Origin of the sequence: Mycobacterium sp. (assembly GCF_047975165.1) — a bacterium.
Taxonomy (GTDB): domain Bacteria; phylum Actinomycetota; class Actinomycetes; order Mycobacteriales; family Mycobacteriaceae; genus Mycobacterium.
On the sequence record NZ_JBKECZ010000030.1, the window covers coordinates 1 to 25,758 of the forward strand.

The 25,758-nt window shown below is 66.0% G+C and carries 24 protein-coding genes, 1 tRNA gene, 1 rRNA gene and 1 pseudogene; 3 read left to right on the plus strand and 24 right to left on the minus strand.

What is annotated here, in order from left to right; all coding sequences use genetic code 11:
• Positions 1 to 521, minus strand: a 16S ribosomal RNA gene (locus tag ACK5M9_RS02255); the annotation flags it as partial.
• A 300-nt stretch (positions 522 to 821) separates the two neighbouring features.
• On the minus strand, positions 822 to 2,075 hold the full coding sequence (gene murA, locus ACK5M9_RS02260) for a UDP-N-acetylglucosamine 1-carboxyvinyltransferase (RefSeq protein WP_416891584.1): 1,254 nt from the start codon (positions 2,073 to 2,075) through the stop codon (positions 822 to 824).
• Positions 2,076 to 2,159: 84 nt separating this feature from the next.
• Here murA and ACK5M9_RS02265 point away from each other — a divergent pair, with 84 nt between their 5' ends.
• The gene (locus tag ACK5M9_RS02265) at positions 2,160 to 2,756 is read left to right on the plus strand and encodes a cob(I)yrinic acid a,c-diamide adenosyltransferase (protein ID WP_416891585.1); all 597 of its coding nucleotides are present in this window, start codon (positions 2,160 to 2,162) and stop codon (positions 2,754 to 2,756) included.
• A gap of 15 nt (positions 2,757 to 2,771) precedes the next feature.
• On the opposite strand, the gene ACK5M9_RS02270 is transcribed toward ACK5M9_RS02265, so the two are convergent.
• The 21 genes from ACK5M9_RS02270 to argS all read right to left on the minus strand — a co-directional run bounded on the left by ACK5M9_RS02270 (position 2,772) and on the right by argS (position 24,618).
• Complete coding sequence (locus tag ACK5M9_RS02270; protein ID WP_416891586.1) at positions 2,772 to 3,215, minus strand: DUF2550 domain-containing protein; 444 nt, start codon at positions 3,213 to 3,215, stop codon at positions 2,772 to 2,774.
• A 9-nt stretch (positions 3,216 to 3,224) separates the two neighbouring features.
• Positions 3,225 to 3,590 (minus strand): F0F1 ATP synthase subunit epsilon, encoded by a 366-nt coding sequence (locus ACK5M9_RS02275; RefSeq protein WP_416891587.1) that lies wholly within the window; start codon positions 3,588 to 3,590, stop codon positions 3,225 to 3,227.
• Between the two features lie 33 nt (positions 3,591 to 3,623).
• The gene (gene atpD, locus ACK5M9_RS02280) at positions 3,624 to 5,078 is read right to left on the minus strand and encodes a F0F1 ATP synthase subunit beta (RefSeq protein ID WP_416891588.1); all 1,455 of its coding nucleotides are present in this window, start codon (positions 5,076 to 5,078) and stop codon (positions 3,624 to 3,626) included.
• Positions 5,079 to 5,103: 25 nt separating this feature from the next.
• Complete coding sequence (locus ACK5M9_RS02285; protein WP_416891589.1) at positions 5,104 to 6,015, minus strand: F0F1 ATP synthase subunit gamma; 912 nt, start codon at positions 6,013 to 6,015, stop codon at positions 5,104 to 5,106.
• Between the two features lie 6 nt (positions 6,016 to 6,021).
• A complete protein-coding gene (gene atpA / locus ACK5M9_RS02290) occupies positions 6,022 to 7,680 on the minus strand; it encodes a F0F1 ATP synthase subunit alpha (RefSeq protein ID WP_416891590.1) in 1,659 nt (552 codons plus the stop codon).
• A gap of 58 nt (positions 7,681 to 7,738) precedes the next feature.
• A complete protein-coding gene (locus ACK5M9_RS02295) occupies positions 7,739 to 9,079 on the minus strand; it encodes a F0F1 ATP synthase subunit B/delta (RefSeq protein WP_416891591.1) in 1,341 nt (446 codons plus the stop codon).
• 7 nt (positions 9,080 to 9,086) lie between these two features.
• Entirely contained in the window at positions 9,087 to 9,623 is a 537-nt protein-coding gene (locus ACK5M9_RS02300; RefSeq protein WP_416891592.1) for a F0F1 ATP synthase subunit B, read from the minus strand.
• Between the two features lie 9 nt (positions 9,624 to 9,632).
• Positions 9,633 to 9,878 (minus strand): F0F1 ATP synthase subunit C, encoded by a 246-nt coding sequence (locus tag ACK5M9_RS02305; RefSeq protein ID WP_416891593.1) that lies wholly within the window; start codon positions 9,876 to 9,878, stop codon positions 9,633 to 9,635.
• 44 nt (positions 9,879 to 9,922) lie between these two features.
• Entirely contained in the window at positions 9,923 to 10,675 is a 753-nt protein-coding gene (gene atpB, locus ACK5M9_RS02310; RefSeq protein WP_416891594.1) for a F0F1 ATP synthase subunit A, read from the minus strand.
• Positions 10,668 to 11,162, minus strand: coding sequence for an ATP synthase subunit I (locus ACK5M9_RS02315; RefSeq protein ID WP_416891595.1), 495 nt, complete (start codon positions 11,160 to 11,162; stop codon positions 10,668 to 10,670). The genes atpB and ACK5M9_RS02315 overlap by 8 nt, the downstream gene beginning before the upstream one ends.
• A gap of 136 nt (positions 11,163 to 11,298) precedes the next feature.
• Positions 11,299 to 12,489, minus strand: a complete 1,191-nt coding sequence (locus tag ACK5M9_RS02320; protein ID WP_416891596.1) for an MraY family glycosyltransferase — start codon at positions 12,487 to 12,489, stop codon at positions 11,299 to 11,301.
• A gap of 299 nt (positions 12,490 to 12,788) precedes the next feature.
• Positions 12,789 to 13,442, minus strand: coding sequence for an L-threonylcarbamoyladenylate synthase (locus ACK5M9_RS02325; protein WP_416891597.1), 654 nt, complete (start codon positions 13,440 to 13,442; stop codon positions 12,789 to 12,791).
• 6 nt (positions 13,443 to 13,448) lie between these two features.
• A complete protein-coding gene (gene prmC, locus ACK5M9_RS02330) occupies positions 13,449 to 14,357 on the minus strand; it encodes a peptide chain release factor N(5)-glutamine methyltransferase (protein ID WP_416891598.1) in 909 nt (302 codons plus the stop codon).
• Positions 14,354 to 15,430 carry a peptide chain release factor 1 gene (prfA, locus tag ACK5M9_RS02335; protein WP_416891599.1) on the minus strand — a complete coding sequence of 359 codons (1,077 nt, stop codon included), beginning with the start codon at positions 15,428 to 15,430 and terminating at the stop codon, positions 14,354 to 14,356. Before prfA ends, prmC begins: the two co-directional genes overlap by 4 nt.
• A 139-nt stretch (positions 15,431 to 15,569) precedes the next feature.
• Positions 15,570 to 15,803, minus strand: coding sequence for a 50S ribosomal protein L31 (gene rpmE / locus ACK5M9_RS02340; protein ID WP_416891600.1), 234 nt, complete (start codon positions 15,801 to 15,803; stop codon positions 15,570 to 15,572).
• A gap of 208 nt (positions 15,804 to 16,011) precedes the next feature.
• Entirely contained in the window at positions 16,012 to 17,784 is a 1,773-nt protein-coding gene (gene rho, locus ACK5M9_RS02345; RefSeq protein WP_416891606.1) for a transcription termination factor Rho, read from the minus strand.
• A 405-nt stretch (positions 17,785 to 18,189) separates the two neighbouring features.
• Positions 18,190 to 19,140 carry a homoserine kinase gene (gene thrB / locus ACK5M9_RS02350; protein ID WP_416891601.1) on the minus strand — a complete coding sequence of 317 codons (951 nt, stop codon included), beginning with the start codon at positions 19,138 to 19,140 and terminating at the stop codon, positions 18,190 to 18,192.
• A gap of 2 nt (positions 19,141 to 19,142) precedes the next feature.
• Positions 19,143 to 20,225, minus strand: coding sequence for a threonine synthase (gene thrC, locus ACK5M9_RS02355; RefSeq protein WP_416891602.1), 1,083 nt, complete (start codon positions 20,223 to 20,225; stop codon positions 19,143 to 19,145).
• Positions 20,222 to 21,547, minus strand: a complete 1,326-nt coding sequence (locus ACK5M9_RS02360; protein ID WP_416891603.1) for a homoserine dehydrogenase — start codon at positions 21,545 to 21,547, stop codon at positions 20,222 to 20,224. Before ACK5M9_RS02360 ends, thrC begins: the two co-directional genes overlap by 4 nt.
• A gap of 3 nt (positions 21,548 to 21,550) precedes the next feature.
• Positions 21,551 to 22,885: a diaminopimelate decarboxylase gene (gene lysA, locus ACK5M9_RS02365; protein ID WP_416891607.1), complete on the minus strand. Its 1,335-nt coding sequence runs from the start codon at positions 22,883 to 22,885 to the stop codon at positions 21,551 to 21,553.
• An 80-nt stretch (positions 22,886 to 22,965) separates the two neighbouring features.
• Positions 22,966 to 24,618 (minus strand): arginine--tRNA ligase, encoded by a 1,653-nt coding sequence (gene argS, locus ACK5M9_RS02370; protein WP_416891604.1) that lies wholly within the window; start codon positions 24,616 to 24,618, stop codon positions 22,966 to 22,968.
• 124 nt (positions 24,619 to 24,742) lie between these two features.
• Between argS and ACK5M9_RS02375 the strand changes: the two genes are divergently transcribed.
• Positions 24,743 to 24,818: transfer RNA gene (locus tag ACK5M9_RS02375), tRNA-Arg, on the plus strand.
• Positions 24,819 to 24,961: 143 nt separating this feature from the next.
• On the opposite strand, the gene ACK5M9_RS02380 is transcribed toward ACK5M9_RS02375, so the two are convergent.
• Entirely contained in the window at positions 24,962 to 25,354 is a 393-nt protein-coding gene (locus ACK5M9_RS02380; RefSeq protein ID WP_416891605.1) for a hypothetical protein, read from the minus strand.
• A 214-nt stretch (positions 25,355 to 25,568) separates the two neighbouring features.
• Between ACK5M9_RS02380 and ACK5M9_RS02385 the strand changes: the two are divergent.
• Positions 25,569 to 25,758, plus strand: a pseudogene (locus ACK5M9_RS02385) (hypothetical protein); the annotation flags it as partial.

The window sequence follows — 25,758 nt, forward strand, 5'->3', positions numbered from 1 at the left end:
ATTACCGCGGCTGCTGGCACGTAGTTGGCCGGTGCTTCTTCTCCACCTACCGTCCATCCGGGAAAACCCGAACCTTCGTCGATGGTGAAAGAGGTTTACAACCCGAAGGCCGTCATCCCCCACGCGGCGTCGCTGCATCAGGCTTGCGCCCATTGTGCAATATTCCCCACTGCTGCCTCCCGTAGGAGTCTGGGCCGTATCTCAGTCCCAGTGTGGCCGGTCACCCTCTCAGGCCGGCTACCCGTCGTCGCCTTGGTAGGCCATTACCCCACCAACAAGCTGATAGGCCGCGGGCCCATCCCACACCGCAAAAGCTTTCCACCGCAAGGACATGCGTCCCGCGGTCCTATTCGGTATTAGACCCAGTTTCCCAGGCTTATCCCGATGTGCAGGGCAGATTACCCACGTGTTACTCACCCGTTCGCCACTCGAGTATCTCCGAAGAGACCTTTCCGTTCGACTTGCATGTGTTAAGCACGCCGCCAGCGTTCGTCCTGAGCCAGGATCAAACTCTCCAAACAAAAACCCCTCGATATCGAGGTGAATTCACAATCAGAGATACCTGACAAAGACACCAATGAACTGGCATCTGAAAAAACGACCGCACCCACACACGGGGGGTGTCGAATGCGGTCAAAAAACAACAACAAACAAAACACCAAACACACTATTGAGTTCTCAAACAACACTTAACGCTTGCTGCCACCCCTCTTCGGGGCAACCCTGCCAGCTTAATACATTGCCGGAGAGTGGTCAAGCCCGGTTTCGATCTTCTTTTCGACCTTCTTGCCGAAGACCGCGCCTATGGGCGTTGGCCTTGGCTACTGTACCCGCTCGATCTCTGCTCCCAAAATCCCCAGGTTCTCAACGAAAAGCGGGTAACCGCGGTCGATGTGGAACACGTCGTGTACCTCGGTGTCGCCGTCGGCGACCAGGCCCGCAAGCACCAGTCCGGCGCCGGCACGGATGTCCGAACACCACACCGGCGCACTGGAGAGCTGGGGCAGCCCGCGCACCACGGCGTGGTGGCCGTCGGTGCGGGCATCCGCGCCGAGCCGGATCATCTCTTCGACGAACCGGAAACGGGCTTCGAACACATTCTCGGTGATCATCGAGGTGCCATCGGCGATCGACGCCAGCGCGATAGCCATCGGTTGCAGGTCGGTGGGAAACCCTGGGAACGGCAACGTCGCCACATTGACCGCTTTCGGTCGCTCGTATTGCATGATCCGGAAACCGTCGTCGGACTGGGTCACGGTGGCCCCCGCATCGTGCAGCTTGTGCAGCACCAGCTGCAGATGCGCGGGATCCACGCCCGTGACCGTGATATCGCCGCGCGTCATCGCCGCCGCGATCCCCCAGGTCGCGGCCACGATGCGGTCGCCGATCACCCGATGCTCCGTCGGATGCAGCCGCGGCACACCGGTAATCGTCATCGTCGGCGACCCCGCGCCTTGGATCCGCGCACCCATCTGATTCAACATCGTGCACAGATCGACCACATCGGGTTCCCGCGCGGCGTTGTGAATGACGGTGACACCTTCGGCCATCACCGCGGCCATCAAGATATTCTCGGTTGCCCCCACCGACGGGAACTCCAGCTGAATCTCTGCGCCACGCAATGTCTGCGCCTCGGCAACCACGCAGCCGTGCTCGATAGTGCACTGCGCCCCCAACTGCCGCAGGCCCGCCTGGTGCATATCCAGGGGCCGCGATCCGATCGCATCCCCGCCCGGCAACGCCACCTTGGCCCGCTTGCACCGCCCGACCAACGGCCCCAGCACGCAGACCGACGCCCGGAATTGGCGCACAGCAGCAAAGTCGGCGTCATACTTGGGCTCGTCGGGCGAGGTGATCCGGGCCTTGTCGCCGTCGAGTTCTACCGTGGCGCCCAAGCCGCGTAGCACCTCGGCCATCAGCGGCACATCCAGGATGTCGGGGCAATTGGTGATCGTGCTGGTGCCTTCGGCCAGCAGTGTCGCCGCCATCAGCTTCAACACGCTGTTCTTGGCGCCCCCGACGGCGACTGCGCCGGACAACCGGGCGCCTCCGGTCACCACGAATCGCTCAGCCACCCGCGTCAGTCTAGTAGCCTCCGACGGCCGCACGACCAACACCGCGGATCGGCAGCGGCGCCGACGTCCCGGTACCGTTTGCCCATGGCAGTCCACCTGACCCGCATCTACACCCGGACCGGCGACGACGGCACCACGGGGCTGAGCGATTTCTCCCGCGTCGCCAAGACCGATTCGCGCCTGGTCGCATACGCCGACTGCGACGAGGCGAACTCCGCGATCGGGGTTGCGGTAGCACTGGGCAACCCCGACGCCGCCGTCACCGCGATTCTGCGTCAGATCCAGAACGACCTGTTCGACGCCGGCGCCGACCTGTCGACTCCCCCGATGGACAACCCCACCCACGCGCAGCTACGAATCACCCAGGCCTACATCGATCGGCTGGAGGGCTGGTGCGACACCCACAACGAAGGGCTGAACGCGCTCAATTCCTTTATCCTGCCGGGCGGCACACCGCTCGCCGCGCTGCTGCACATGGCTCGCACCATCGTCCGCCGTGCGGAGCGATCCGCTTGGGCTGCAGTCGAACAACACCCCGATGGCGTCAGCCTGCTACCCGCGAAGTACCTGAACCGGCTCTCCGACCTGCTGTTCATCCTTTCGCGGCTGGCCAATCCAGCCGGCGATGTGCCTTGGAAACCGGGCGGGAAGCCAGGAGGTAACACTGCCGGAGCGGATTGACCCCGGTCCGAGCCGTCACAACCTGGGCCGCCGGGAGCGCGGCGACGGCCGTGACTCCAACCACGATTGAAATGCGGTCAAAGCCCCTCTGTCCAAGGCGATTTCGTAACCGAACCGGCGTTCCTGGCTAGTGTCACGCAACTCCAGCACCGCGATCTGATCGGTCATGATGTCGAATTCGTCGCCGTGCGGGCTACGCCGCGCCACGACCTCCACCCCGCGCCTGCTCAACCGGCGATCCGGCCACAGCCGCACACTCGACAACCGGTAGAACGCCGCCTCACCGCCCCGGTAACGAATCACGCCGTGCCGCCAGCCGTGGCCTCCAACGGCAGGAACATCGCGCATGATGGCCGCCGTGCCGCCCTGCCGCAACTTCCACAGCCGGTAGCTCAAAGCCAGAACCGTGGCCCCGAGGATCGCGATGAGCGCAACCATCGCGACTATGGGCGCGCTCATCGGTAGGAGTCAGTCGATCGCGCCGACGGCGCGCAATCTGGCGCGCCCCCGAGCAGCGACGACCGGGTCGTCGGACTCGGAATCCTGCCGGGCTGCGGCCTCGTCGATCTCCGAGGCGAATTCGGCCGACTCCGCGAGGATGGTCACACCCTGCTCGGTCACCGAAATAAAACCGCCGTCGATCGCGACTCGCAGGTCGTCGGCACCTTCCCGCTCGACGCGCACCATGGCGTCATCGACCAACTGAGCCACCAGCGGAATGTGATGGGCCAGGATTCCGATTTCACCGGCAGTGGTGCGGGTGAAGAGGAAGGTCGCGTCACCGGACCAGATCTTCCGGTCAACGGCAACGATTTCAACCGTCATATCGGCCATGCCGCACCACCTTTCGTACCCGGAGAAGGCTCATCACAACTTGGCGCCGAGGCTCTCGGCCTTCTTCGCCAAGTCGTCGATCCCGCCGATCAGGAAGAACGCCTGCTCAGGCACATGGTCGAACTCCCCCTTGCACAAGCGGTCGAACGCGTCGATGGTCTCCTTGACCGGGACGGTCGAACCCGGCTGGCCGGTGAACTGTTCGGCCGCCATCATGTTCTGCGACAGGAATCTTTCGATGCGTCGCGCCCGGTTGACCAGCTGCTTGTCCTCCTCGGAGAGCTCGTCGATACCCAGAATCGCGATGATGTCCTGAAGGTCCTTGTAGCGCTGCAGGACTCGGATGACTTCCTGTGCCACCCGGTAGTGCTCGTCGCCGACCACGGCCGGGTCGAGGATGGTCGAGCTCGATGCCAACGGGTCCACCGCCGGGAAGATGCCCTTGGAGAACACCGCCCGGGAGAGTTCGGTGGTGGCATCCAGGTGCGCGAATGTGGTGGCGGGAGCCGGGTCGGTGTAGTCGTCGGCAGGCACGTACACCGCCTGCATCGAGGTGATCGACCGGCCACGAGTCGAAGTGATGCGCTCCTGCAGCTCACCCATTTCGTCGGCCAGGGTCGGCTGGTAACCCACCGCGGACGGCATGCGTCCCAGCAGCGTCGACACCTCGGAACCGGCCTGGGTGAACCGGAAGATGTTGTCGATGAACAGCAGTACGTCCTGGCCGGCCTCGTCGCGGAACCATTCGGCCATGGTCAGCGCCGACAACGCCACCCGCATACGGGTGCCGGGCGGCTCGTCCATCTGACCGAACACCAGCGCGGTGTCCTTGAGCACGTTGGCTTCCTTGAGTTCGACCCAGAGGTCGTTGCCTTCGCGCGTGCGCTCACCCACACCGGCGAACACCGAGGTCCCGCCGAAGTTGCGGGCGATGCGGTTGATCATCTCCTGGATCAGCACCGTCTTGCCCACACCGGCGCCGCCGAACAGTGCGATCTTGCCGCCACGGACGTAGGGAGTCAGCAGGTCGACGACCTTGAGGCCGGTCTCCAGCATCTCGGTCCGAGGTTCGAGGTCCTCGAATGCCGGCGGCTTGCGGTGGATCGACCACTGCTCGAAGTCTTCTCCGTAGCCCGGCTCGTCCAGGCAGCGCCCCAGCGCGTTGAAGACGTGGCCCTTGACCTTCTCCCCCACCGGCACCGAGATCGAGGTCCCGGTGTCGGTGACCTCGACGCCGCGCACAAGGCCGTCGGTGGGCTGCATCGAGATGGTGCGCACCAGGTTGTCGCCGAGGTGCTGGGCGACCTCCAGGGTCAGGGTCTTGGCCAGCGACCCGAAGGTGATGTCGGCGTGCAACGCGTTGAACAGTTCCGGTACGGAACCGCGCGGGAACTCGACGTCGACGACCGGCCCAGTGATCCGGACGACCCGGCCGCTGGTCTCGGAGCGCTTCTTGGCTGGTGCAGACGTTTCCGTTGTAGCAGTCATACTCTTCTTCGCTTCCTCGTGGGGCCTACTGAGCAGCGTCGGCGAGCGCATTTGCGCCACCGACGATTTCGCTGATCTCCTGGGTGATCTGGGCCTGGCGCTCGCGGTTGGCCATCAGCGTCAGGACTTTGATGAGATCGTCCGCGTTGTCGGTGGCCGACTTCATCGCGCGTTGGCGAGAGGCCAGTTCCGAGGCAGCGGACTCCAACAGCGCCGCGTATACGCGCGTGGTCAGATACCGCGGCAACAACGCGTCGAACAGGGTGGTGGCGTCCGGCTCGAAAGAGTAGAGCGTGGTTGGTCCGCTGTCCTCTTCGACGTATTCGATCACCATCGGCGCCATCCGGTGGGCCACCGCCGTCTGCGACATCATCGACTTGAACTCGGTGTAGACGACGTGCAATTCGTCGACACCCGGTCCGCCTGCGACCGTCGCGTCGTCGGTGTCGGCCAAAAAGGTCTCCACCAAGGTCGAGCCGATCATCGCCGCGTCCTCGTACTTGGGTTGCTCGGAGAAGCCCGTCCACGCTTCGGTGATGTCCCAGTTGCGGAACTTGAAGTAGTTCTGTGCTTTTCGACCCACCGTGTACAGCACGGGTGTCTTTCCTTCGTCCCGCAGCAGCGAGAAGAGTTCCTCGGAGAGGCGGAAGATGTTGGAGTTGTATCCACCGCACAAACCGCGGTCGGAGGAGACCACCAGGACACCGGCCCGCGTCGGATTCTCCCGCTCGACCAGCAAGGGATGATCCAGAGCGGCCTCGGCGGACAGGGTGGTCAGCATCGACGTGATTTGAGCCGCGTACGGCCGTGCCGATTGCAGCCGGGTCTGCGCCTTGCCGATGCGCGAGGTGGCGATCAGCTCCTGGGCCTTGGTGATCTTCTTGATCGACCCTGCCGAGCGGATCCGCCCACGTAGTTCACGAAGTGTGGCAGCCATTGTCCGCTACTTCTTTTTCGCAGGTTTCTTGGGCTTTTCCTTTTTGACGTGCACGGTCTCCTTGCCGACATCCTCTTCGTCCATCGCCTCGACGTGCTCGTCGGGCACCACCGAACCGCCGTCGCTGGCCGCGAAGCCCTTCTTGAACTTGTTGATGATGGCAGTGAGCTGCTGCTCTTCGTCGTCACCGAGCTTCTGGGTGGTACGAATACCCTCCAGGAATTTCGCTTCCGATCCCCGCATGTGATCCAGAAGTTCGGTCTCGAACCGACGGACATCGGCCACCGGCACCGAGTCCAGGTGCCCACCGGTGCCCAGGAAGATCGAAATCACCTGCTCCTCAACCGGCATCGGCTGGAACTGCGGCTGCTTGAGCAGTTCGACCAAGCGTTCGCCGCGCTCCAGTTGCGCCTTTGACGTGGCGTCCAGGTCGGAGGCGAATGCGGCGAAGGCCTCCAGTTCGCGGTACTGGGACAGGTCCAGACGAAGGCTTCCCGCAACCTCTTTCATGGCCTTGATCTGTGCGGCTCCCCCGACGCGGGACACCGAGACTCCAACGTTGATGGCGGGCCGCACGCCCTGGTTGAACAGGTCGGTCTCCAGGAAGCACTGACCGTCGGTGATCGAGATGACGTTGGTCGGGATGTAGGCCGAGATGTCGTTGGCCTTGGTCTCGATGATCGGCAGGCCGGTCATCGAACCGCCACCGAGTTCGGCGGACAGTTTGGCGCAACGCTCGAGCAGCCGCGAGTGCAGGTAGAACACGTCGCCGGGATAGGCCTCGCGGCCGGGCGGTCGGCGCAGCAGCAGGGAAATGGCGCGGTACGCCTCGGCCTGCTTGGTCAGGTCGTCGAAGACGATCAGCACGTGCTTGCCATCGTACATCCAGTGCTGGGCGATCGCCGAACCCGTGTACGGCGCAAGCCATTTGAAGCCGGCCGAGTCGGACGCCGGCGCCGCCACGATGGTGGTGTAGTCCATCGCGCCGCCCTCGTCGAGCGCGCGCCGAACCGAGGCGATGGTGGTGCCCTTCTGGCCGACGGCCACGTACACGCAGCGCACCTGCTTGTCGACGTCGCCGGACTCCCAGTTCTGTCGCTGGTTGAGGATCGTGTCGACGCACAGCGCCGTCTTGCCGGTCTTGCGGTCGCCGATGATCAGCTGCCGCTGGCCTCGCCCGATCGGGGTCATCGCGTCGACGGCCTTGACGCCGGTCTGCAGCGGCTCTTTCACGCTTTGGCGCTCCACCACCGAGGGTGCCTGCAACTCCAGCGCACGCCGGGTCTCGGCTTCGATATCGCCGCCCCCGTCGATCGGTTGCCCCAGCGGGTTGACCACGCGTCCCAGGAACGCATCCCCCACCGGGACGGAAAGGACCTCCCCGGTGCGCTTGACCTGCTGACCCTCTTCGAGGTGTTCGAAGTCGCCCAGGATCACCGCACCGACGCTGTGCTCGTCCAGGTTCAGCGCGACACCGAGAACCCCCCCGTGGAACTCCAGCAACTCCTGGGTCATCACCGATGGCAGGCCCTCGACGTGCGCGATACCGTCCCCGGCGTCGACCACGGTGCCGACCTCCTCGCGGGAGGACTCCGCGGAGAAGGACTCTACGTACTCTTCGATGGCGCTCTGAATCGCATCAGCGGAGATTGTCAACTCGGCCATGTCTTTTCGTCTTCCTACTTCGATTTGTGCTGACTGGTTCGTGTTTGCGTCGGACTTGTCAATCGGGTAGTTGGGCCTCGGCAGCGGCCAAACGTGATTTGAGCGTGCCGTCTATCACCTCGTCACCCACCGAGATCAGGAGACCGCCGAGCAGGTCGGCGTCCACATGCATCTGGACGGCAACGGGGTGCCCATAAATACGGGCCAGGACTGTGCTGAGACGGGTGCGCTGGGCGTCGCTCAGCGGAGCAGCGGCGCTCACCTGAGCCACGATCTCGCCACGCCGGGCAACGGCGCCCTCGGCCAGCAGAAGTACGGCTTCCTGCGTCGGCTGGCCCCGCAACAACTCGACCGTTTGGACCAGCAGGGCCTGCGCCACCGGGTTGACTTTGCCGCTCGAACCCTCCAGGACCTTGCGCAGCAGGCTGACCCGACCGTCCGCCGGGGTCCGGCGGTTGCCCAGCAAGGTGGCCAGGTGCGGCTGCGCATCGAGAACTCGCGAGAATCGGAACAGCTGATCTTCCACCTCGTCGACTGTTCCGTCGTTTTCCGCGACCTGAAGCAGGGCTTGACGCGACACGTGTTCGATTGCCTCGAGTAGATCGTTGTTCGCCGACCAGCGCTGTGAAACCGCGGCGCGCACGACCTCGAGAGCCGGGCCGCCGACCTTGTCCGACAGAAGCCGTTCGACCAATCGCACCCGCGGCGCCGCATCGTCGGAAGGCACCGTGAGATACCGGGTGACCACCGTGTTGCCGGCCAACAGCTTGGCCACCGAAGCCAACTCGCCGGCAAGACGGGTCAAACCACTGTCGTCCAGACCCGACGCCAGGGATGTGAACTGCTCCCCGACGTTGCCCAACGCCAGCCGGCTCGCGGAGCGCATTGTGGCCAACAGGCCGTATTCGACCTCGACGGCCTCTGGCGCCATGGTGTCGAGTTCATCGAGGAAACGATCGACGGTGCTCGACCGCTGTGCCGGGTCGGCCACGTAGTCGCGGACCAAATCGCCTGCCTGACGTACGGATTCCTGCCCGAGCTCGAAACGGAGCTGCCGAGTCAACTGTGCGCGCAGCAGGCCCGCCTGCCGGGTACCCTGGGCTTTGACACGTTCGGCATCGACTCCGGCTTGCACGCGCATCTGCTCCTCGATGCGTTGGGCATCGGTCTCACCTTCCTCGATGAGACGCTGCGCCTCGTCCTTCGCGGCGACGACGGCCTTGGTGTGCGCCGATGCCGATTCCGCAAGTCGCGCGGCCGCAGCTTCGGCGTCGCTCAATTGTTTGCGCACTGCTTCCTGCCTCGCGGTCATCAGGTTGCGCACCGGCGGCACCACGTACCGCCACAGAAGGAACACGATGGCGCCGAAACCGATCAGCTGTCCGATGAATGTCGACATGTGACGGCTACCTGGCCTTTTCCGAGATTGCAGGTGCGGATCCGATGTCGACGCCCAGGATCCGGCTGGCCAGCTTGGCCGACAGGTCGCCGACGTTGGCACGCAGGTCGAGGTCCACAGCGTCGCGTTCCCGCTTCAACTGCTCGTTGGCGCGCGCCAATTCCTCTGCGACGTGCCGTTCGGCACCGGCCCGCGCGTCGTCGACGGTTTTACGACCCTCTGCCCGGGCGTTGTCCCGCGACGACGACGCCTGGACGCGGGCGTCCTTCAACGCCGCTTCGTAGTCGGCGTCGGCGGCAGCGAACTGCTCGGCCGATTCCTTGTCATCGGCCTGGGTCTTGGCGACCATGGCGTCACGGTCCCGCAGTACCTTGACGATCGGCGGCACGACGAAGGTTCCGATGACCGCCAGAACCGCCAGGAAGATGGCCAGCACGAAGAAAAACGTGCCGTTGGGGACCAGGAAGTTGCTGGTCCCACCGCCTTCCTCGGCCGCCTGAGTCACCTGGCTCCAGGCCAGGACAACCACGTTCGGGTCACCCATCACAGCGAATTACTTGACGGGCGTCGCGAAGACGAAGAGCGCCATGAACGCCAGGTTGATGAAGTAGGCCGCTTCGACCAGACCGACCGTGATGAAGAACGGCGTAAACAGCCGTCCCTGTGCCTCGGGCTGCCGGGCGACACCGGAGATCAGTGCGTTACCGGCAATACCGTCACCGATACCCGCGCCGATAGCGCCACCCGCCATGATCATTCCGCCCCCGATGAGGGCGCCGGCCGCGATAGTGGGGTCCATTTCTTATCCTCCTTGATAACTCTGCTAGCGGTTTACCGGGGTTGTTAGTGGTGGTCTTCTTCCAGTTCCATGGCCTGGCTGAAATACAGGACCGTCAGCAACGAGAAGATGAACGCCTGGATGGCGCCGACGAACAGGTCGAATGACTTCCAGATCGCGTTCGGCAGCCACATCACGTATGGCGGAAAGAGCGCGATCAGCGCGACCAGGATGCCGCCGGCGAAAATGTTGCCGAAAAGTCGGAGCGACAACGAAATCGGCTTCGCGAGCTCCTCGACAATGTTGATCGGCGCCAGGATCGCAACATGCCCCTTCAGTAGCTTGACGGGGTGGCCGATGATGCCGCGACGCCAGATCCCGGCCGCGTGGTAGCAGACGAAGACGAACGCGGCCAGCGCCAGCACGTAGTTGATGTCGGCCGCCGCCGAGGAGAGCAGTTCGGTGGTCTTGCCCTCGCGGTCGGTGTATTGCAACGGCAGCACCGACAGCCAGTTCGAGATGAGAATGAACACGAAGAGCGCCACCGCCAGCGGCAGCACGAACGGTGCGACCCGCATCCCGATGGCGGTCTCCACCTGGCTCCGCATCTGAATGGTGATCGCCTCGAAGAACAACTGCACTCCGCCCGGCACGCCGGTGGAAGTGATCTTGGACTTCAGAAAGAACGCCAGCGCGATGACGATCGCCCCCGCGATCGCGGTCGAAAGAACGGTGTCGGTGTTGACGGTCATCCCGAGCCAGGTGGCGGTGTGGTGCTCGCCGACCTCGATCTCGGCGGCCAGGATCGACTCAATCATCGCTGGCGCTCCTCCCTTCCGTCCCTTCCGATCCGGTCAATACTCTGCCGTCCCCGTCTGCCGAGGCTCCGTCGGGGTCCCCGGTTCGCAGCTTCTTCCAGACCGGCAGTGCGGTGGCGACAACCAGCAGCACCTGGAAGATTGCCAGCCCGAACAACACGCCCAAACCCTCGGGGCGGAAATAGAACGCGATGGCGAGCGCCAAAACGGTGATGACGGCGATCCGCGACGCCGAGTTGATCGCCATCGAACTTTTCAGCGGATGCTCACGAGAGGTGATCGATTCCACCGATCGGCGCACCAGCAGTGCGTTGAGTAGACCCAGGAGCAAACCGACTCCGAAGAACGCCCCGAGAGCCGGACGCCCCATATAAGCGGTCGCCGCCGTCGCGGCCGCAGTCAATGCCAGGCTGATGACGAACAAGCGGACCGGCCGGAACGCGACGGCGGGAAACACCAACGGTGCGTCCTGCGTCGGTGTCGTCACCGCAGCACCTCAGTCCCGGATTGTCGTTTCAGAAAGTAGTCGAACGAATCATCTGTGGCTCGCAGAGCGTATCGCAAGTCCCCTACCGGGAACACCTACGGGGCCACTCTCCATACCCGTCGTCTTCGCCGATCGGTCAGTCCTCGTCCCAGTAGTCGTCGGTGCGTCGCAGCAACGGAATCGCCGTCGCGATACCGGCCACCACGATCGCACCCAGCATCACCGCTCCGGTTTGCCGCGGATCGACGAAGATGGTGCTGGCCGCACCGAAGGCGACGATGCCGACCCACAGGTAGATGATCAGCACCACCCTGCGGTGCGAATGCCCGATCTCCAGCAGACGATGGTGCAGGTGCATTTTGTCCGGGGTGAAGGCACTGCGACCCGCTCGGGTACGCCGAACGATCGCCAGCAGCAAATCGAGCATTGGTACGAAGATGACCGCCACGACCAGAAGGAACGGCGACAGCAGGGCAAACACGTCACGTGCACCGTAGGCGTTCTGCGAGATCGGGCCGGCGGCCGTGGTCGATGCGGCCGCGAGCATCAACCCGATCAGCATCGAACCGGAGTCGCCCATGAAGATCCGGGCACGGTGAAAGTTGTGCGGTAGAAACCCCAGACAGGCGCCAGCCAACACCACCGAAATCACCGCGGGCGGATAATAGAGCACGTCGCCGCCGTGGTCGCGAAGCAGACCCACCGAGAAGACACAGATCGCCAGCGCCGTGATCAGGCCCAGGCCGGCGGCCAGGCCGTCGAGGCCGTCGACGAAGTTCATCGCGTTGACGATCGACACGGTCAGGGCGAGCGTGAGCAGGATCGACGAAGCCTGGTCCAGCACGATGGTCCCGACGCCACCCACCGGGATGTACAAGACACTCCACGCCACACCCATGGTGACCAGCACGCTGGCCGCGGTGATCTGACCGGCGAACTTGGTCAGCGCGTCCAGGCCCCAACGGTCGTCGAGGAGGCCGATGACCAGGATCACCGCCCCCGCGACCAGCACGGCAGGCATGCCGTTCGAATAGGCGAACCCTCGGGTGAGCGCGGGCAGCTGCCAGGCCAGGAAGATCGCCGACAGTACCCCGAAGAACATCGCCAATCCGCCCATCCGCGGCGTCGGCGTCACATGCACATCGCGCTCTCGCGGATAGGCGATGGCCCCCACCCGGATGGCCAGCACCCGCACCGGGCCGGCGGAGAAATACGTGATGATCGCGGCGGTCAGACCCACCAGCGCAAGCTCGCGCAACGGGACGCCGGCGCCGCGATCAGCAAGTGCCAGCACCCCACCGGCAACATCGGTCACATCGCGGGACACCTCGAGACCCTACTTCAGCGGCCGCCCAGCCGCCCAGCCGCCCAGCCGACCAGCCGCCCAGCCGCCCAGCCGCCCAGCCGCCCAGCCAACCCGCGAGCGTAACGTGGTTGCGATATTCCGTCGGGAATTTCGCAGCAGCGTTACGCTCGCGGTCCGCAGTCCGCGGTCCGCAGTCCGCGGTCCGCGGTCCGCGAGCGGCGGCGGGCGGCGGGGCCCGAGGCGTGGGGCGTGGGGCGTGGGGCGTGGAACGTGGGGCGTGGGGCGTGGGACGTGGAACGTGGAACGTGGGGCGGCGGGGCTCAGCCCAACAGCCCAGACGCATCCACCCCGAGCACATCGGCGACCTGCTGCGTGCTCACCGGCCCCTCCCGCAGAATTCTGGGACTGGCTCCGCTGAGGTCGACGATCGTCGAGGCGGCCTGCTGCGCAGCCGGCCCGGCGTCGAGGTAGACGTCGACCAGGTCGCCGAATTGCCGGCGCGCCGCGTCCGCGTCCACCGCGGCGGGTTGTCCGGAGACGTTGGCGCTGGACACCGCCATCGGCCCGACCTCCCGCAGTAGTTCGACGGCGACCGGGTGCAGCGGCATCCGCAGCATCACGGTGCCCTGCGCATCGCCGAGATCCCAGTGCAGCGACGGCGCCTGCCTCACGACCAGGCTCAACGCACCCGGCCAGAACGCGCGGACCAGGTCGCGGGCGCCGTCGGGCAACCCGTACACCAGCCCCTCGATGGTGTACCAGGACCCGACGAGCACACCTACGGGCATGTCGCGGCCGCGGCCCTTCGCCCTCAGCAGCGCCTCGACCGCCGAGCCGTCGAAGGCATCCGCACCGATGCCGTAGACGGTGTCGGTCGGCATGACGACCAGCCGGCCGGCCTTGAGCGCATCCACCGCTGCCGTCAGTCCGCGGGACCGCCGGGTCGGGTCGGCGCAATCGAACACCTCACTCACCGGAACTCACCGGAACTCACCGGCAAACCCGGATCTGCGAGCAGTCACGAACCGCTGCCGTCCGGTCAGATCGCGTCGAGGAACCACGACTTCGAAATATCCTGTGTCACTGATCAGTTCGACCGTCCGGGCAGAGGCGGTGTCGTCGTGTTCCACGGCCAACAGGCCACCCGGGCGCAACCAGCGCACGGCCGTCCCGATCACCGCGGCGACCACCGCCATCCCGTCCGGGCCGCCGAACAGGGCATGGTGCGGATCGTGCTGCGCCACCTCCGGTTCCAGCGCCGTCCCGTCGGGGATGTACGGGGGGTTCGCGACGAACAGGTCGACACCCGCGTCGAGCTGCGGCAACAGGCCGGGCGCACCGATGTCCGCCCGCACCAATTCCACCCGGCCCGCGGCATTGCGGCGCGCATAGGCCAGCGCCGTTTTGGAGTCATCGATTCCGACTACCCGGGCGGCGGGCCAGCGCCGGGACAGCGCCACCGCCAGCGCGCCCGAGCCGGTGCAGGCGTCCACGATCACCGGATGCTCCGGAAGCGGCTGCGCGACAGCCCATTCCAACATTGCTTCGGTCTCCGGACGCGGGATGAACACACCCGGGCCGACATCCAACAGGACCGGACCGAATGCCGCGGTTCCGATGAGATGCTGCAACGGAACCCGGCGCGCCCGGGCGGCGACCGCAGTTCGGTAGCGGCCGAAGAACTCTTCTCCCGGGGGATCGAGCATCGCCAGATGTCCGCGGTCGGTGCCCGACAGGTGGGCGGCCAACTGTTCGGCATCGCTGCGCGCCGAGCCGATACCCGATTCGGCCAGCACCGCCGCGGCCGAGTCGATCGCCTGGCGCAGTCCGGAGCGGCCGGCCGGTGTCCCCGTCGGCGCCTCGGTCGCGCAGTTTCGCCGGAGGGTCATGTCGGCTGTTGCAGCCGGGACTGCTTGTCGGCCTCGCGCAACGCATCGAAAAGTGCGTCCAGGTCGCCGTCGAGAACCTGGTCGAGATTGTGGGACTTGAAACCGATTCGGTGATCGGCGATCCGGTTCTCCGGGAAGTTATAGGTCCGGATGCGCTCGCTGCGGTCCACCGTGCGAATCTGGCTGGCCCGATCGGCCGAGGCGTCGGCCAGGGCCTGCTCCTCGGCCAGGGCCTGCAGTCGGGCGGCCAGTACCTGCAGCGCGCGAGTCTTGTTCTGCAATTGCGACCGCTCGTTCTGGCAGGTGACGACGATGCCCGTGGGGACGTGGGTGATCCGCACCGCGGAGTCTGTGGTGTTGACGCCCTGGCCGCCCTTGCCCGACGACCGGTATACGTCGATGCGCAGATCCGACTCGTCGATCTGCACCTCGCCTACCTCTTCGGGTTCGGGATAGACCAGCACGCCGGCAGCAGAAGTATGCACGCGCCCTTGGGATTCGGTTACCGGCACCCGTTGGACCCGGTGCACTCCGCCCTCGAATTTCAACCGTGACCACACCCCGTCGGCACTGTCGCCCTTACCGGTGATGGCCAGCGTCGCGTCCTTGTAACCACCGAGATCGGAAGTGGTCTCACCCAGCACCGTCACCGACCAGCCATGCCGTTCGGCGTAGCGAAGGTACATCCTGGCCAGGTCGGCGGCGAACAACGCGGATTCCTCGCCGCCCTCGCCGGACTTGACCTCCAGCACGACGTCATCGGCGTCGTGCGGATCGCGCGGGGCCAGCATGTCTGTCAGCTGGGTGTCCAATTCGGCGACCCGGGCCTCCAACTCGGTGACCTCGTCGCCGAACGACGCGTCGTCGGCCACCAACTCGCGGGCGGTTTCCAAGTCTTCGCGCGCCGACACCAGGTTGCGGTGCGTCGCAACGATCGGGGCCAGCCGGGCGAACCGCCGTCCGGCCTTGCGCGCGTCGGCGGGCCTGCTGTGCAGTTCGGGGTCTGCCAGCGCTTTCTCGAGCTCGGCATGCTCGGCGAGCAGAACGTCGATCGTCTGCACCGGCTCAGCCATGGCCACACCTCCCTCAAGGCGAGTCGCGACGCGGATCCGTCGGCGCGAGTGCTACCCCCGCCATCGGCTCCACCCGCCCGCACACGAACCGACGCCCGGCCTGTGCGCGCGATGCACAGTTCGGGCGTCGGTAGGCCGGCTATTTGTCGGCTTGCTCGGCTCCGGTCTTGCGCTTGCCGTAGCGCCGCTCGAATCGGGCCACCCGGCCACCGCTGTCCAGAATCTTCTGCTTACCGGTGTAGAACGGGTGACACTGCGAGCAGACCTCGGCCACGATACGGCCACCGGGCTTGGTGCTGCGGGTCTGGAAACTATTCCCGCACCCGCAGACCACGGTGGTCTCCTCGTAGCCCGGATGAATGTCGGTCTTCATGCTGTCCTCTTCGATCGTTTGCTGTTCGTCTGCAGCCGGTGCCGTTTCGGTGCGAACGCGACGGTCCGGCGCGAAGTCGAAGCTCGATTATGCCAGCCCGACCACCACCAGCCCAAACACCGGGCGGCACCCGCGCATTCCCCGCGCTCCGACGCCTGCGCCCGGGCCCCGGCGTCAGGGGCCCGACGCCTTGCGCCGCGCACCTTCCTCAGTCGTCGTCCATACCGCCCGGGGTCGTCTTGGACACCTGCACCAGGAATTCGTAGTTGGTCTTCGTCTTGCGCAGCTGGGACATCAGCAAGTCGATCGCCTGGTGGGAGTCCAGACCCGACAGGACGCGCCGCAGCTTGTGCACGATGGAGAACTCGTCGGGCGAAAGCAGCAACTCGTCCTTGCGGGTGCCCGAGGGGTTCACGTCGACAGCGGGGAACACCCGTCGTTCGGAGATCTTGCGGTCCAGCTTGAGCTCTGCGTTGCCGGTGCCCTTGAACTCCTCGAAGATGACGGTGTCGCCGGTCGATCCGGTCTCCACCATCGCGGTGGCGATGATCGTCAGCGATCCGCCTTCTTCGATATTGCGAGCCGCACCCAGGAAACGCTTGGGCGGGTACAGCGCGGTCGAGTCGACACCGCCGGACAGGATCCGGCCCGACGCCGGCGAAGCGTTGTTGTACGCCCGACCCAGCCTGGTGATCGAGTCGAGCAGCACCACGACATCCTTGCCCTGCTCCACCAGACGCTTGGCACGTTCGATGGCCAGCTCGGCTACCGAGGTGTGATCCGACGGCGGCCGGTCGAACGTCGAGGCGATGACCTCCCCCTTCACCGAGCGCTGCATGTCGGTGACCTCTTCGGGCCGCTCGTCGACCAGGACGACCATCAGGTGGCATTCGGGGTTGTTGCGGGTGATCGCGTTGGCGATATCCTGCAGAATCGTCGTCTTGCCGGCCTTGGGCGGCGAGACGATGAGCGCGCGCTGGCCTTTGCCGATCGGCATGATGAGGTCGATCACACGGGTGGTGAGACGGTCAGGAGTGGTCTCCAGCCGCAGCCGCTGATTCGGGTAGAGCGGTGTGAGCTTGGTGAAGTCGGCCCGCTTCTTGGCGTCTTCGACCGATCCGCCGTTGATGGTGTCCAGCCGAACCAGCGGGTTGAACTTCTGCCGCGGGTTCTTCTCGCCGCCCTCCCCCTCCCGGGGTACCCGGACGGCACCGGTCACCGCGTCGCCGCGGCGCAAGCCGTTCTTGCGCACCATGTTCATCGACACATAGACGTCCTGCGGACCCGCCAGATACCCCGACGTGCGGACGAACGCGTAGTTGTCCAGTACGTCGAGAATGCCGGCCACCGGCTGGACAACGTCGTCCTCGCGAAGTTCGGACTCGCCGCCCTCGCCCGCCCGTTCGCCGCGGCGCCTGCGGTCGCGGAAGCGGCGTCCCCGCCTGCCCTGGCGGTCGCCGTCGTCGTCGGCGCGCTGCTGACCGCCGCCGGCCTGGTCGTCTCCCTGGTCGCCGGCGGAGCCGGTGGATCCCTCGGCGTTCTCGTCGTTCTTCTTCTTCTTCTTCGCGCTCTCGCCCTGCTGGGTCTTGTCGGTCTTCGATCCGCCCCCTGCTGCGCCGTCCTTGGCGCCGTCCTTGGCGCCCTCCGCGGCAGAGGAATCGTCGGACGAGCCCGGTCCCGCGGACTGGTGTCTGGTCGCCGGCGCCGGAGCATCCTTTCGAGCCTGGACGCCGGCCACGGACGCGTCCTGCGCGGCTCGGCCCGCCCCGTCGGCCTTGCCGGCCTTGTCTGCCGCATCTGTGTCGACAGCGCCCGCCTTGTTCCCGTTTTCCACTACGTCCACCTTGCCCACCGACGGGGTCGTTCCATTGGCCCGTCCGCGGCTTTCTTCAATAGCTATGATCAGGTCGCTCTTGCGCATTGCCGACGCGCCTTTGACACCGGCCCGGTTGGCCAGAACCCGCAATTCGGGCAGCACCATGGTGTCCAGCGCACGCGACGGTGCATTGGTCCTGACGGCTGAACCGCCGGGAGAGTCTTCGGTCGCGGTTTTCGAAAGCTGGCTGCTGTGAGCGCTTTCGTCAACCGTGATGAGGTCCGTATCGGCCACGGATTTCCTTTCCTGCCCCGTTGAGTATTTCGAACGGGAATTCCTGCAGTCGGACGAATATTCAGGCAACCCGCCCGCTACACCCGACTCATCGACCCTGAAACGATGACCCCCCGGTTCGGCACCAACCGACGAACTTCGTTCACGAGAAGAATTGGTAGTTGTCCCAGCGCTAAGGCGGCGTTAATGCATATGCAGGTGTCGCGATTGCTGGACGGGTCCGACAATAGCCCGCTTCCCGACGGGAAGCAAGAACACGCGCCGACGCCGCGCAAATCACCCCGGGACCGCGTCTCCCGGCCTCCAGCTAGCTCCGTCGCCCACCGCCATCTTCTTTACGACGAATCCGTTCGCCGCTCCGTACTCCATGGCCTCCGCCGGTAGCTGGGGTTCGGTACCAATCGCGATCAGCGCCGGTCCGGCGCCGGAAAGGGCGGCGGCCACGCCGTGGTAACGCAACAGCCGCACATATTCCGCCGTCGCCGGCATTGCCGGCGCACGCTGCGGCTGATGAAGTACGTCCTGCGTGGCTGCCAGCAGCAGTTCCGGACGCTGGGTCAGCGCGACCACCAACAACGCGGCGCGGCTGAGGTTGAACCGCGCATCCTCGTGACTGACCTTGGCGGGCAACAACACTCGGGTCTCGGCCGTGGACGACCGTTCTTCGGGAATCGCGACGAACAGGTGGATGCCGGGGTGCAGGCCAAGCGGGACCGCAAAGTAACCCGGCGGGCCGCCGCCACCGTCGCCCTCGGCCCAGGAAACCACCGCGCCGCCCAGTACAGCAGCTGCGGCATTGTCGGGGTGACCTTCGAACTCCGAAGCCAACTGGATCAACTCGCGGTCGCTGAATGCTGGGCAATCGGCTTGCGTGACAAGCCCGTTGACCACGGCAAGGCCGCTGACCACCGCAGCGGCCGAAGAGCCCAGGCCCCGCGAATGCGGAATGTCGTTGCGGCAGCGCACGGCCAGGCCCGGCGCACCGACCCCGGCCGCCCGCAGGCCGCGTTCGATGGCACGCACCACCAGGTGCTCTGGCCCCAGCGGCACCTGGCCGGCACCCTCACCGTCGACCGTCACCACCAGACCGGAATCCGTCGTCTCGACCACGATCTCGTCGCACATCCGCAGCGCCAGGCCGATGCTGTCGAAACCCGGCCCCAGGTTGGCGCTGGACGCCGACACCACGGCACTGGCCCTCAGCCCGGCGGGCAGCCTGCGGGTCACCGCTACCCGAGCCCCAACTGCTCGACCACGCGAACCGGATCGACCGGCAGCGCGGAGACTTCCGGCATATCGCGCAGTGCGGTGTCGGGATCCTTGAGGCCGTTGCCCGTCACGGTGCACACCACCGTCGACCCCGGAGTCACCCACCAGTCGTCGACGGCCTTGAGCAGGCCCGCGATGCTGGCCGCCGACGCCGGCTCTACGAAGACGCCTTCGAGGCTGGCCACCAGGTGGTAGGCGGCCAGGATCTCCTCGTCGGTCGCGGCCAGGAAACGTCCGGCGGACTGCTGCTGCGCCTCGACAGCCTGATTCCATGACGCGGGTGCCCCGATGCGGATGGCGGTGGCAATGGTCTCGGGGTTGAGCACCGGCTTGCCACGCACCAGGGGTGCGGCGCCGGCCGCCTGGGTGCCGAGCATCCGCGGCAGCTTGTCGATCACGCCGTCCCGGTGATATTCGGTGTAGCCCTTCCAGTAGGCGGTGATGTTGCCCGCGTTGCCGACCGGCAGGGCATGGACATCCGGTGCCCTACCGAGGGCATCGACGATCTCGAACGCCGCGGTCTTCTGTCCTTCGATGCGCACCGGGTTGACCGAGTTGACCAGGGAGATCGTCGGGAAATCGGCGGTCATCTTCCGTGCCAGCTCCAGGCAGTCGTCGAAGTTGCCGTCGATCTGGATGATCTTGGCCCCGTGCATCACCGCCTGGGCCAGCTTGCCCATGGCGATCTTGCCCTGCGGAATCAGGACCGCGCAGGTGATGCCGGCGCGGGCGGCGTAGGCCGCCGCCGACGCCGAGGTGTTTCCGGTCGACGCGCACAGCACCGCCTGCTGGCCCCGGGCCAGGGCATCGGTGACCGCCATCGTCATGCCCCGGTCTTTGAAGGAGCCGGTGGGATTGAGTCCCTCCACCTTCAGGTAGATGGTGCAACCGGTTTTCTCCGACAACCGGGGCGCGGCGATCAGCGGTGTGCCGCCTTCGAGCAGCGTGACCGGGGTCCAATCGTCGCCGACCGGCAGCCGGTGCCGGTACGCCGCGATCAGCCCCGGCCAGGGCCGGTGGACCGCGGTCGGGAAGTCACTCACAGGTCCGTTCCTTCCAGCCGCAGCACGCTGGTCACGCGCTGTACGGCGTCCAGTTCGGCCAGTGCTTCAACGGTTTTGGAGAGCGCGGCGTCGGTCGCCCGGTGGGTGACCACCACGATCCTGGCGCCCGTCGGCCGACCGCCCTCGTCGGCGACACCCTCCTGGCGCACCTCGGCGATACTCACCTCATGCTTGGCGAATTCGGCCGCCACCGCGGACAACACCCCGGGTTTGTCCGCAACGTTCATGTTGACGTAGTAGCGGGTTTCGATGACTCCCATCGGCGCAACCGGTAACTGCGCGTATTTGGACTCGCGGGGTCCGCGGCTGCCGAGCACCCGGTTGCGTGCCGCCATCACGAGGTCGCCGGTGACCGCGGACGCCGTTGGCGCACCACCGGCCCCCTGGCCGTAGAACATCAGCCGCCCGGCCGCATCGGCCTCCACCACCACCGCGTTGAACGCGCCGTTGACGGTGGCCAACGGATGCGACAGCGGAACCAGCGCGGGATACACCCGGGCCGAAACCCGTTGCTGCCCTTCGTCAGTGGTTATCCGCTCACAAATCGACAGCAGTTTTATGGTGCAGTTCAGCGAACGCGCCGATTGGAAGTCCTCCGGCGTGATGTTGGTGATGCCCTCGCGGTACACGTCGTCGGCGGTCACCCGGGTATGGAAGGCGATGGACGCCAGGATGGCGGCTTTGGCCGCGGCGTCGTAGCCTTCGACGTCGGCCGTCGGATCCGCTTCGGCATAGCCGAGCGCGCTCGCGTCGGCCAGTGCGGTGTGGTAGTCGGCGCCGGTGCTGCCCATCTCCGAAAGGATGTAGTTGGTGGTGCCGTTGACGATCCCGGCAACCCGCAACACCGTGTCCCCGGCCAGCGACTGGGTCAGCGGACGGATCACCGGGATCGCGCCGGCAACGGCAGCCTCGAAGTAGAGGTCGACCGATTCTCTCTCGGCGGCGGCGGCCAATTCGCCCGAAGACGTGGACAACAACGCCTTGTTGGCTGTGACGACCGACTTGCCGCGCGCCAGCGCCGCCAGGATGGCCTTGCGCGCCGGTTCGACCGGTCCCATCACCTCGACGACGACGTCGACGTCGTCTCGCGTCACGAGTTCCTCGATGTCGTCGGTGAGCAACTCGATCGGCACCCCGCGGTCGGTGCCCACCCGGCGCACACCAACTCCGCGCAGCACCAGCGGTGCGCCGATGCGGCCGGCGAGATCGTCGGAACTGCACTCGATGATGCGCACGACCTCCCTGCCGACGACACCCAACCCGAGTACCGCTACCCCTACCGCCTTTTCGTCACCGGGCACGGGTCACCTCACCTCCAAACTCAAAAGGTCCTCCATCGTCTCGCGGCGCAGGAGCAGACGCGAACGTCCCCCCCGTGCGGCCGCCACCGCGGGACGACCCACCATGTTGTACCGGCTCGACAGCGCATAGCAGTAGGCCCCGGTGGCGGCCACCGCAACCAGGTCGCCGGGCCGGATGTCGTCGGGCAGCCAGGTGTCGCGCACGATGATGTCGCCGCTTTCGCAGTGCTTTCCGACCAGGCGGCAGGCCGTCGGCGAGGCATCGCTGCGCCTCGAAACCAATCGCACGTCGTACTGCGCGTCGTAGAGCGCGGTGCGGATGTTGTCGCTCATGCCGCCGTCGACGCTGATGTAACGCCGGTTCGCGGTAGCGCTGACGTCCACATCCTTGACGGTGCCGACTTGGTACAGGGTCACGGTCCCCGGTCCGGCGATGGCGCGTCCGGGTTCGACGACCAGCCGGGGCGTCGGCAGGCCGACCGCGGCGGATTCGGTGCGCACGATGGCGCTCAGCTTCTCGGCCAGCTCGGCGACCGGCGGCGGGTCGTCGGCCGCCAGGTACGAAATACCAAGGCCGCCACCGAGGTCGACTGTCGAGATCTGGGCCGTTCGCTCGGCTCCGAATACCGCGACAACCTCGCGTAGCAGCCCGATCACCCGGTGTGCGGCGACTTCGAAGCCGGCGACGTCGAAGATCTGCGAACCAATATGGCTGTGCAGGCCGACCAGGCGCAGGTGCTCGGAGTCCAGTACCCGGCGCACCGCAGCCATCGCCGCGCCGCTGGCCACCGACAGCCCGAACTTCTGGTCTTCGTGGGCGGTTGCGATGAATTCGTGGGTGTGCGCCTCCACGCCGACGGTCAGGCGCACCAGCACATCCTGGACGCGATTCGCTTCGCCGGCAATGGTGTCTAGTCGTTCGATCTCGCTCATCGAGTCCAGCACAATGTGGCCGACGCCGGCTGCCACCGCCGCCCGCAGTTCATCGACCGATTTGTTGTTGCCGTGCAGCGCGATCCGTTGCGGTGGGAAATCCGCATGCAGGGCGACGGCGAGTTCGCCGCCGGTGCACACGTCCAGCGACAGCCCCTCTTCGTCGATCCACCGGGCGATCTCGCCGCACAGAAACGCCTTCGCGGCGTAGTGCACATTGGCGCCCCCACCGAAGGCGGCGGCGATCTCGCGGCAGCGGGAGCGGAAGTCGTCCTCATCGAGGACGAACAGCGGTGTCCCGTACCGCTGGGCCAGGTCGACAACATCGACACCCGCGATCGCGACGACGCCGCCGTCAGCTCGGGTAGTGTTGCGCGGCCAGACATTCGGTGCCAGATGCAGCAATTCATCGGTTGACTGCGGGCGGGGTGGAGTGCCGCCGTGCCGGGCATCTTCGGCATGGCGTGGTCCCGCAGGATGAACGTTCACATTCTCTCCGGCGCACTGACTCCGAGGACGGCCAATCCGTTGGCGACGACCTGCCGGGTGGCCTGGCACAGCGCCAGTCGTGCGGTGTGCAGATCGGTAGGCTGCTCGTCACCCTGCGGAAGCACTCGGCAGGAGTCGTAGAACCGGTGGTAGGCGCCGGCCAGGTCTTCCAGGTAGCGACAGACCCGGTGCGGTTCGCGCAGGTCCGCCGCGGTTGTGAGCACTCCCGGGAACTCGCCGATGGTGCGCAGCAGCGCACCTTCTTTGTCGTGGCCGAGCAGTTGCAGATGCGCGGTGTCGGCGACCAGACCCAGTTCGGCAGCGCTGCGGGCCAGCGCCGACAGCCGGGCGTGCGCGTATTGCACGTAGTAGACCGGGTTTTCGTTGGACGCCGAGGACCACAGCGCCAGGTCGATGTCGATCGGGGTGTCCACCGAGGAGCGGATGAGGCTGTAGCGTGCGGCGTCGACGCCGACGGCCTCGACCAGGTCGTCGAGGGTGATCACCGTGCCCGCCCGCTTGCTCATCCTGATCGGCCGGCCGTCGCGCACCAGGTTGACCATCTGTCCGATCAGGACTTCGACGGTGGCCGGGTCCTCGCCGAATGCGGCGGCGGCGGCCTTGAGCCGGGCGATGTAGCCGTGGTGGTCGGCGCCGAGCATGTAGATGCACAGGTCGAACCCGCGCGCCCGCTTGTCCAGGTAGTAGGCCAGGTCGCCGGCGATATAGGCCGGGTGGCCGTCGCTCTTGACCACCACACGGTCCTTGTCGTCGCCAAAGGCACTGCTGCGCAACCAGGTTGCGCCGTCCTTTTCGTAAATATTGCCGGTTTCACGGAGTTTGGCGATAGCTTCGTCCACCCGACCACTGGTGTGCATCGAATCTTCGTGGGTGAACACATCGAAGTCCGTCCCGAATTCGTGCAGCGATTCCTTGATGTGGGCGAACATCAGCTCGACGCCGATCTCGCGGAACGTCTCCTGCATCTGCGCTTCGGGCAGGCTCAGCACGTCGGGCTCCTTGGCCAGCACCTGGGCGGCGATATCGGTGATGTAGGTGCCCGCGTAGCCGTCTTCGGGGGTCGGGTCCCCCTTGGCCGCGGCGAGCAGCGAGTCGGCGAACCGGTCGATCTGGGTGCCGTGGTCGTTGAAGTAGTACTCGCGCACCACCTCGGCCCCCTGAGTGGACAGCAGCCGTCCCAGCGCGTCGCCCACCGCCGCCCATCGGGTGCCGCCGATGTGGATCGGGCCGGTCGGGTTCGCCGAGACGAATTCCAGGTTGACACACCGGCCGCCCAGGGTCCCGGCGTGGCCGTAGGCGGCCCCGGCGTCCAGGACGTCGTCGACGATCTTGGCCTGTGCCGAAGTCTCCAGGCGCAGGTTGACGAAGCCGGGCCCGGCCACCTCCGCCGAAGCGATGCCGGCCTCGCGGCCCAGCGCCTCGGCCAGCCATCCGGCCAGTTCGCGCGGATTCGCACCGACCTTCTTGCCCAGTTGCAATGCCAGGTTGGTGGCGTACTCGCCGTGTTCGGGGCTGCGCGGGCGTTCTACCGTGACCGTCTGCGGCAACGCGGACACGTCGAGGCCATGCTCGGCCAGCACCGCCGCGGCGGTGATTCCAAGCAGCTCGGCGAGGTCAGCGGGGGTCACGAGCGTTCATCCTATTGGCTGAGGTGCTCGCGCCCCGAATCCATTACCGGCAGCCGCGCCGTGGCCGGGATGCGTTACTCTGACGGAGCTTGTGCAAGCCCTACGGCGCACCATGATGCCGTGCGCCCCCGTAGCTCAGGGGATAGAGCGTCTGCCTCCGGAGCAGAAGGCCGCAGGTTCGAATCCTGCCGGGGGCACCATCTGGCCTGTAGGTATGCCGGTCCGTGCACGATTGACGCAATAGGCACCCCCGCACCGGCTCGATGAACACGTGACCTGCGCGCGGCGCAAGGTCCCCGGCGAACCGATCAGGAATTCCCGCGGTTGATGTCCGTGCGGGCGTCTACCGTCGTTCAGGGAGTGCGTCTCGTCCGCGGCGGTATTCGGCGGCGAGCACGGCGGTGTAGTCGTCCACCTGCTCACACAACGTTGCGACGATGTGGGCCAGTGCCGTCGAGTCATTGGGGTCAGCGCTGTCGTCCCGCATCCGCTTCGCCACCGACACCAGCCCCGGATCGCCCTCCCACCATCCGACGCCGTGACAGCCGATCCAGCTCAGGCCGGTGCCGAACAGGGCCAGTACCGGTCCGTAGGGCATGGCGTCGAGAGGTTCCAGGCCCTGGTGTTCGCACCAGCCCTCGACGGGCGACCACCTGGCGGCGTCGGGCCATTCGGCGAGATCGTCGGCGTCATCGACCAGCAGCTCGTCGATGGCCGTGATGATGTCGGCGGTCACGGGTTAGAGGATACGTGGACATTGGGACACCGGGCGCGCGCTGACGTTTCGTGTCCCGCTGCCCACACGTTGTGCCGGCGATGCACGGCGAGCCACCGGGCCAGAAGCCTAGGAATTCTCTATGAACACACTCTGTACATCTTCCGTTAACCTACCGTTCAGCTTTACGCTAAGTGTGCGTCACTTTCCGGCAATCGTCACACAGGCGGAAACCATGAGGATCAACGCACTCATCGCGGCAATGGCCCTCGCACTCGCGGCGGGCGCAATCGCTGAAACTCCATTGGCGCACGCCGGCGCCCCGGCGATGAACGGCGTGTACCGATATACCGACGAAGACGGCGCCACCGGAACGTGGGTGATCAGCACCACGTGTACACCCGGTTGCGTCGCGCATGTGACGA

What these genes read in the sequence shown, in the direction of transcription:
- ACK5M9_RS02295 (WP_416891591.1), bottom strand. Translation starts at nt 9,079, where the DNA reads ATGTCGACATTCATCGGACAGCTGATCGGTTTCGGCGCCATCGTGTTC.
- atpB (WP_416891594.1), bottom strand. Translation starts at nt 10,675, where the DNA reads ATGATTGAGTCGATCCTGGCCGCCGAGATCGAGGTCGGCGAGCACCAC.
- ACK5M9_RS02285 (WP_416891589.1), bottom strand. Translation starts at nt 6,015, where the DNA reads ATGGCTGCCACACTTCGTGAACTACGTGGGCGGATCCGCTCGGCAGGG.
- rpmE (WP_416891600.1), bottom strand. Translation starts at nt 15,803, where the DNA reads ATGAAGACCGACATTCATCCGGGCTACGAGGAGACCACCGTGGTCTGC.
- atpA (WP_416891590.1), bottom strand. Translation starts at nt 7,680, where the DNA reads ATGGCCGAGTTGACAATCTCCGCTGATGCGATTCAGAGCGCCATCGAA.
- prmC (WP_416891598.1), bottom strand. Translation starts at nt 14,357, where the DNA reads ATGACCCTCCGGCGAAACTGCGCGACCGAGGCGCCGACGGGGACACCG.
- ACK5M9_RS02275 (WP_416891587.1), bottom strand. Translation starts at nt 3,590, where the DNA reads ATGGCCGATATGACGGTTGAAATCGTTGCCGTTGACCGGAAGATCTGG.
- prfA (WP_416891599.1), bottom strand. Translation starts at nt 15,430, where the DNA reads ATGGCTGAGCCGGTGCAGACGATCGACGTTCTGCTCGCCGAGCATGCC.
- ACK5M9_RS02270 (WP_416891586.1), bottom strand. Translation starts at nt 3,215, where the DNA reads ATGAGCGCGCCCATAGTCGCGATGGTTGCGCTCATCGCGATCCTCGGG.
- rho (WP_416891606.1), bottom strand. Translation starts at nt 17,784, where the DNA reads ATGGTGCTGCCCGAATTGCGGGTTCTGGCCAACCGGGCCGGTGTCAAA.
- ACK5M9_RS02265 (WP_416891585.1), top strand. Translation starts at nt 2,160, where the DNA reads ATGGCAGTCCACCTGACCCGCATCTACACCCGGACCGGCGACGACGGC.
- ACK5M9_RS02300 (WP_416891592.1), bottom strand. Translation starts at nt 9,623, where the DNA reads ATGGGTGACCCGAACGTGGTTGTCCTGGCCTGGAGCCAGGTGACTCAG.
- atpD (WP_416891588.1), bottom strand. Translation starts at nt 5,078, where the DNA reads ATGACTGCTACAACGGAAACGTCTGCACCAGCCAAGAAGCGCTCCGAG.
- ACK5M9_RS02305 (WP_416891593.1), bottom strand. Translation starts at nt 9,878, where the DNA reads ATGGACCCCACTATCGCGGCCGGCGCCCTCATCGGGGGCGGAATGATC.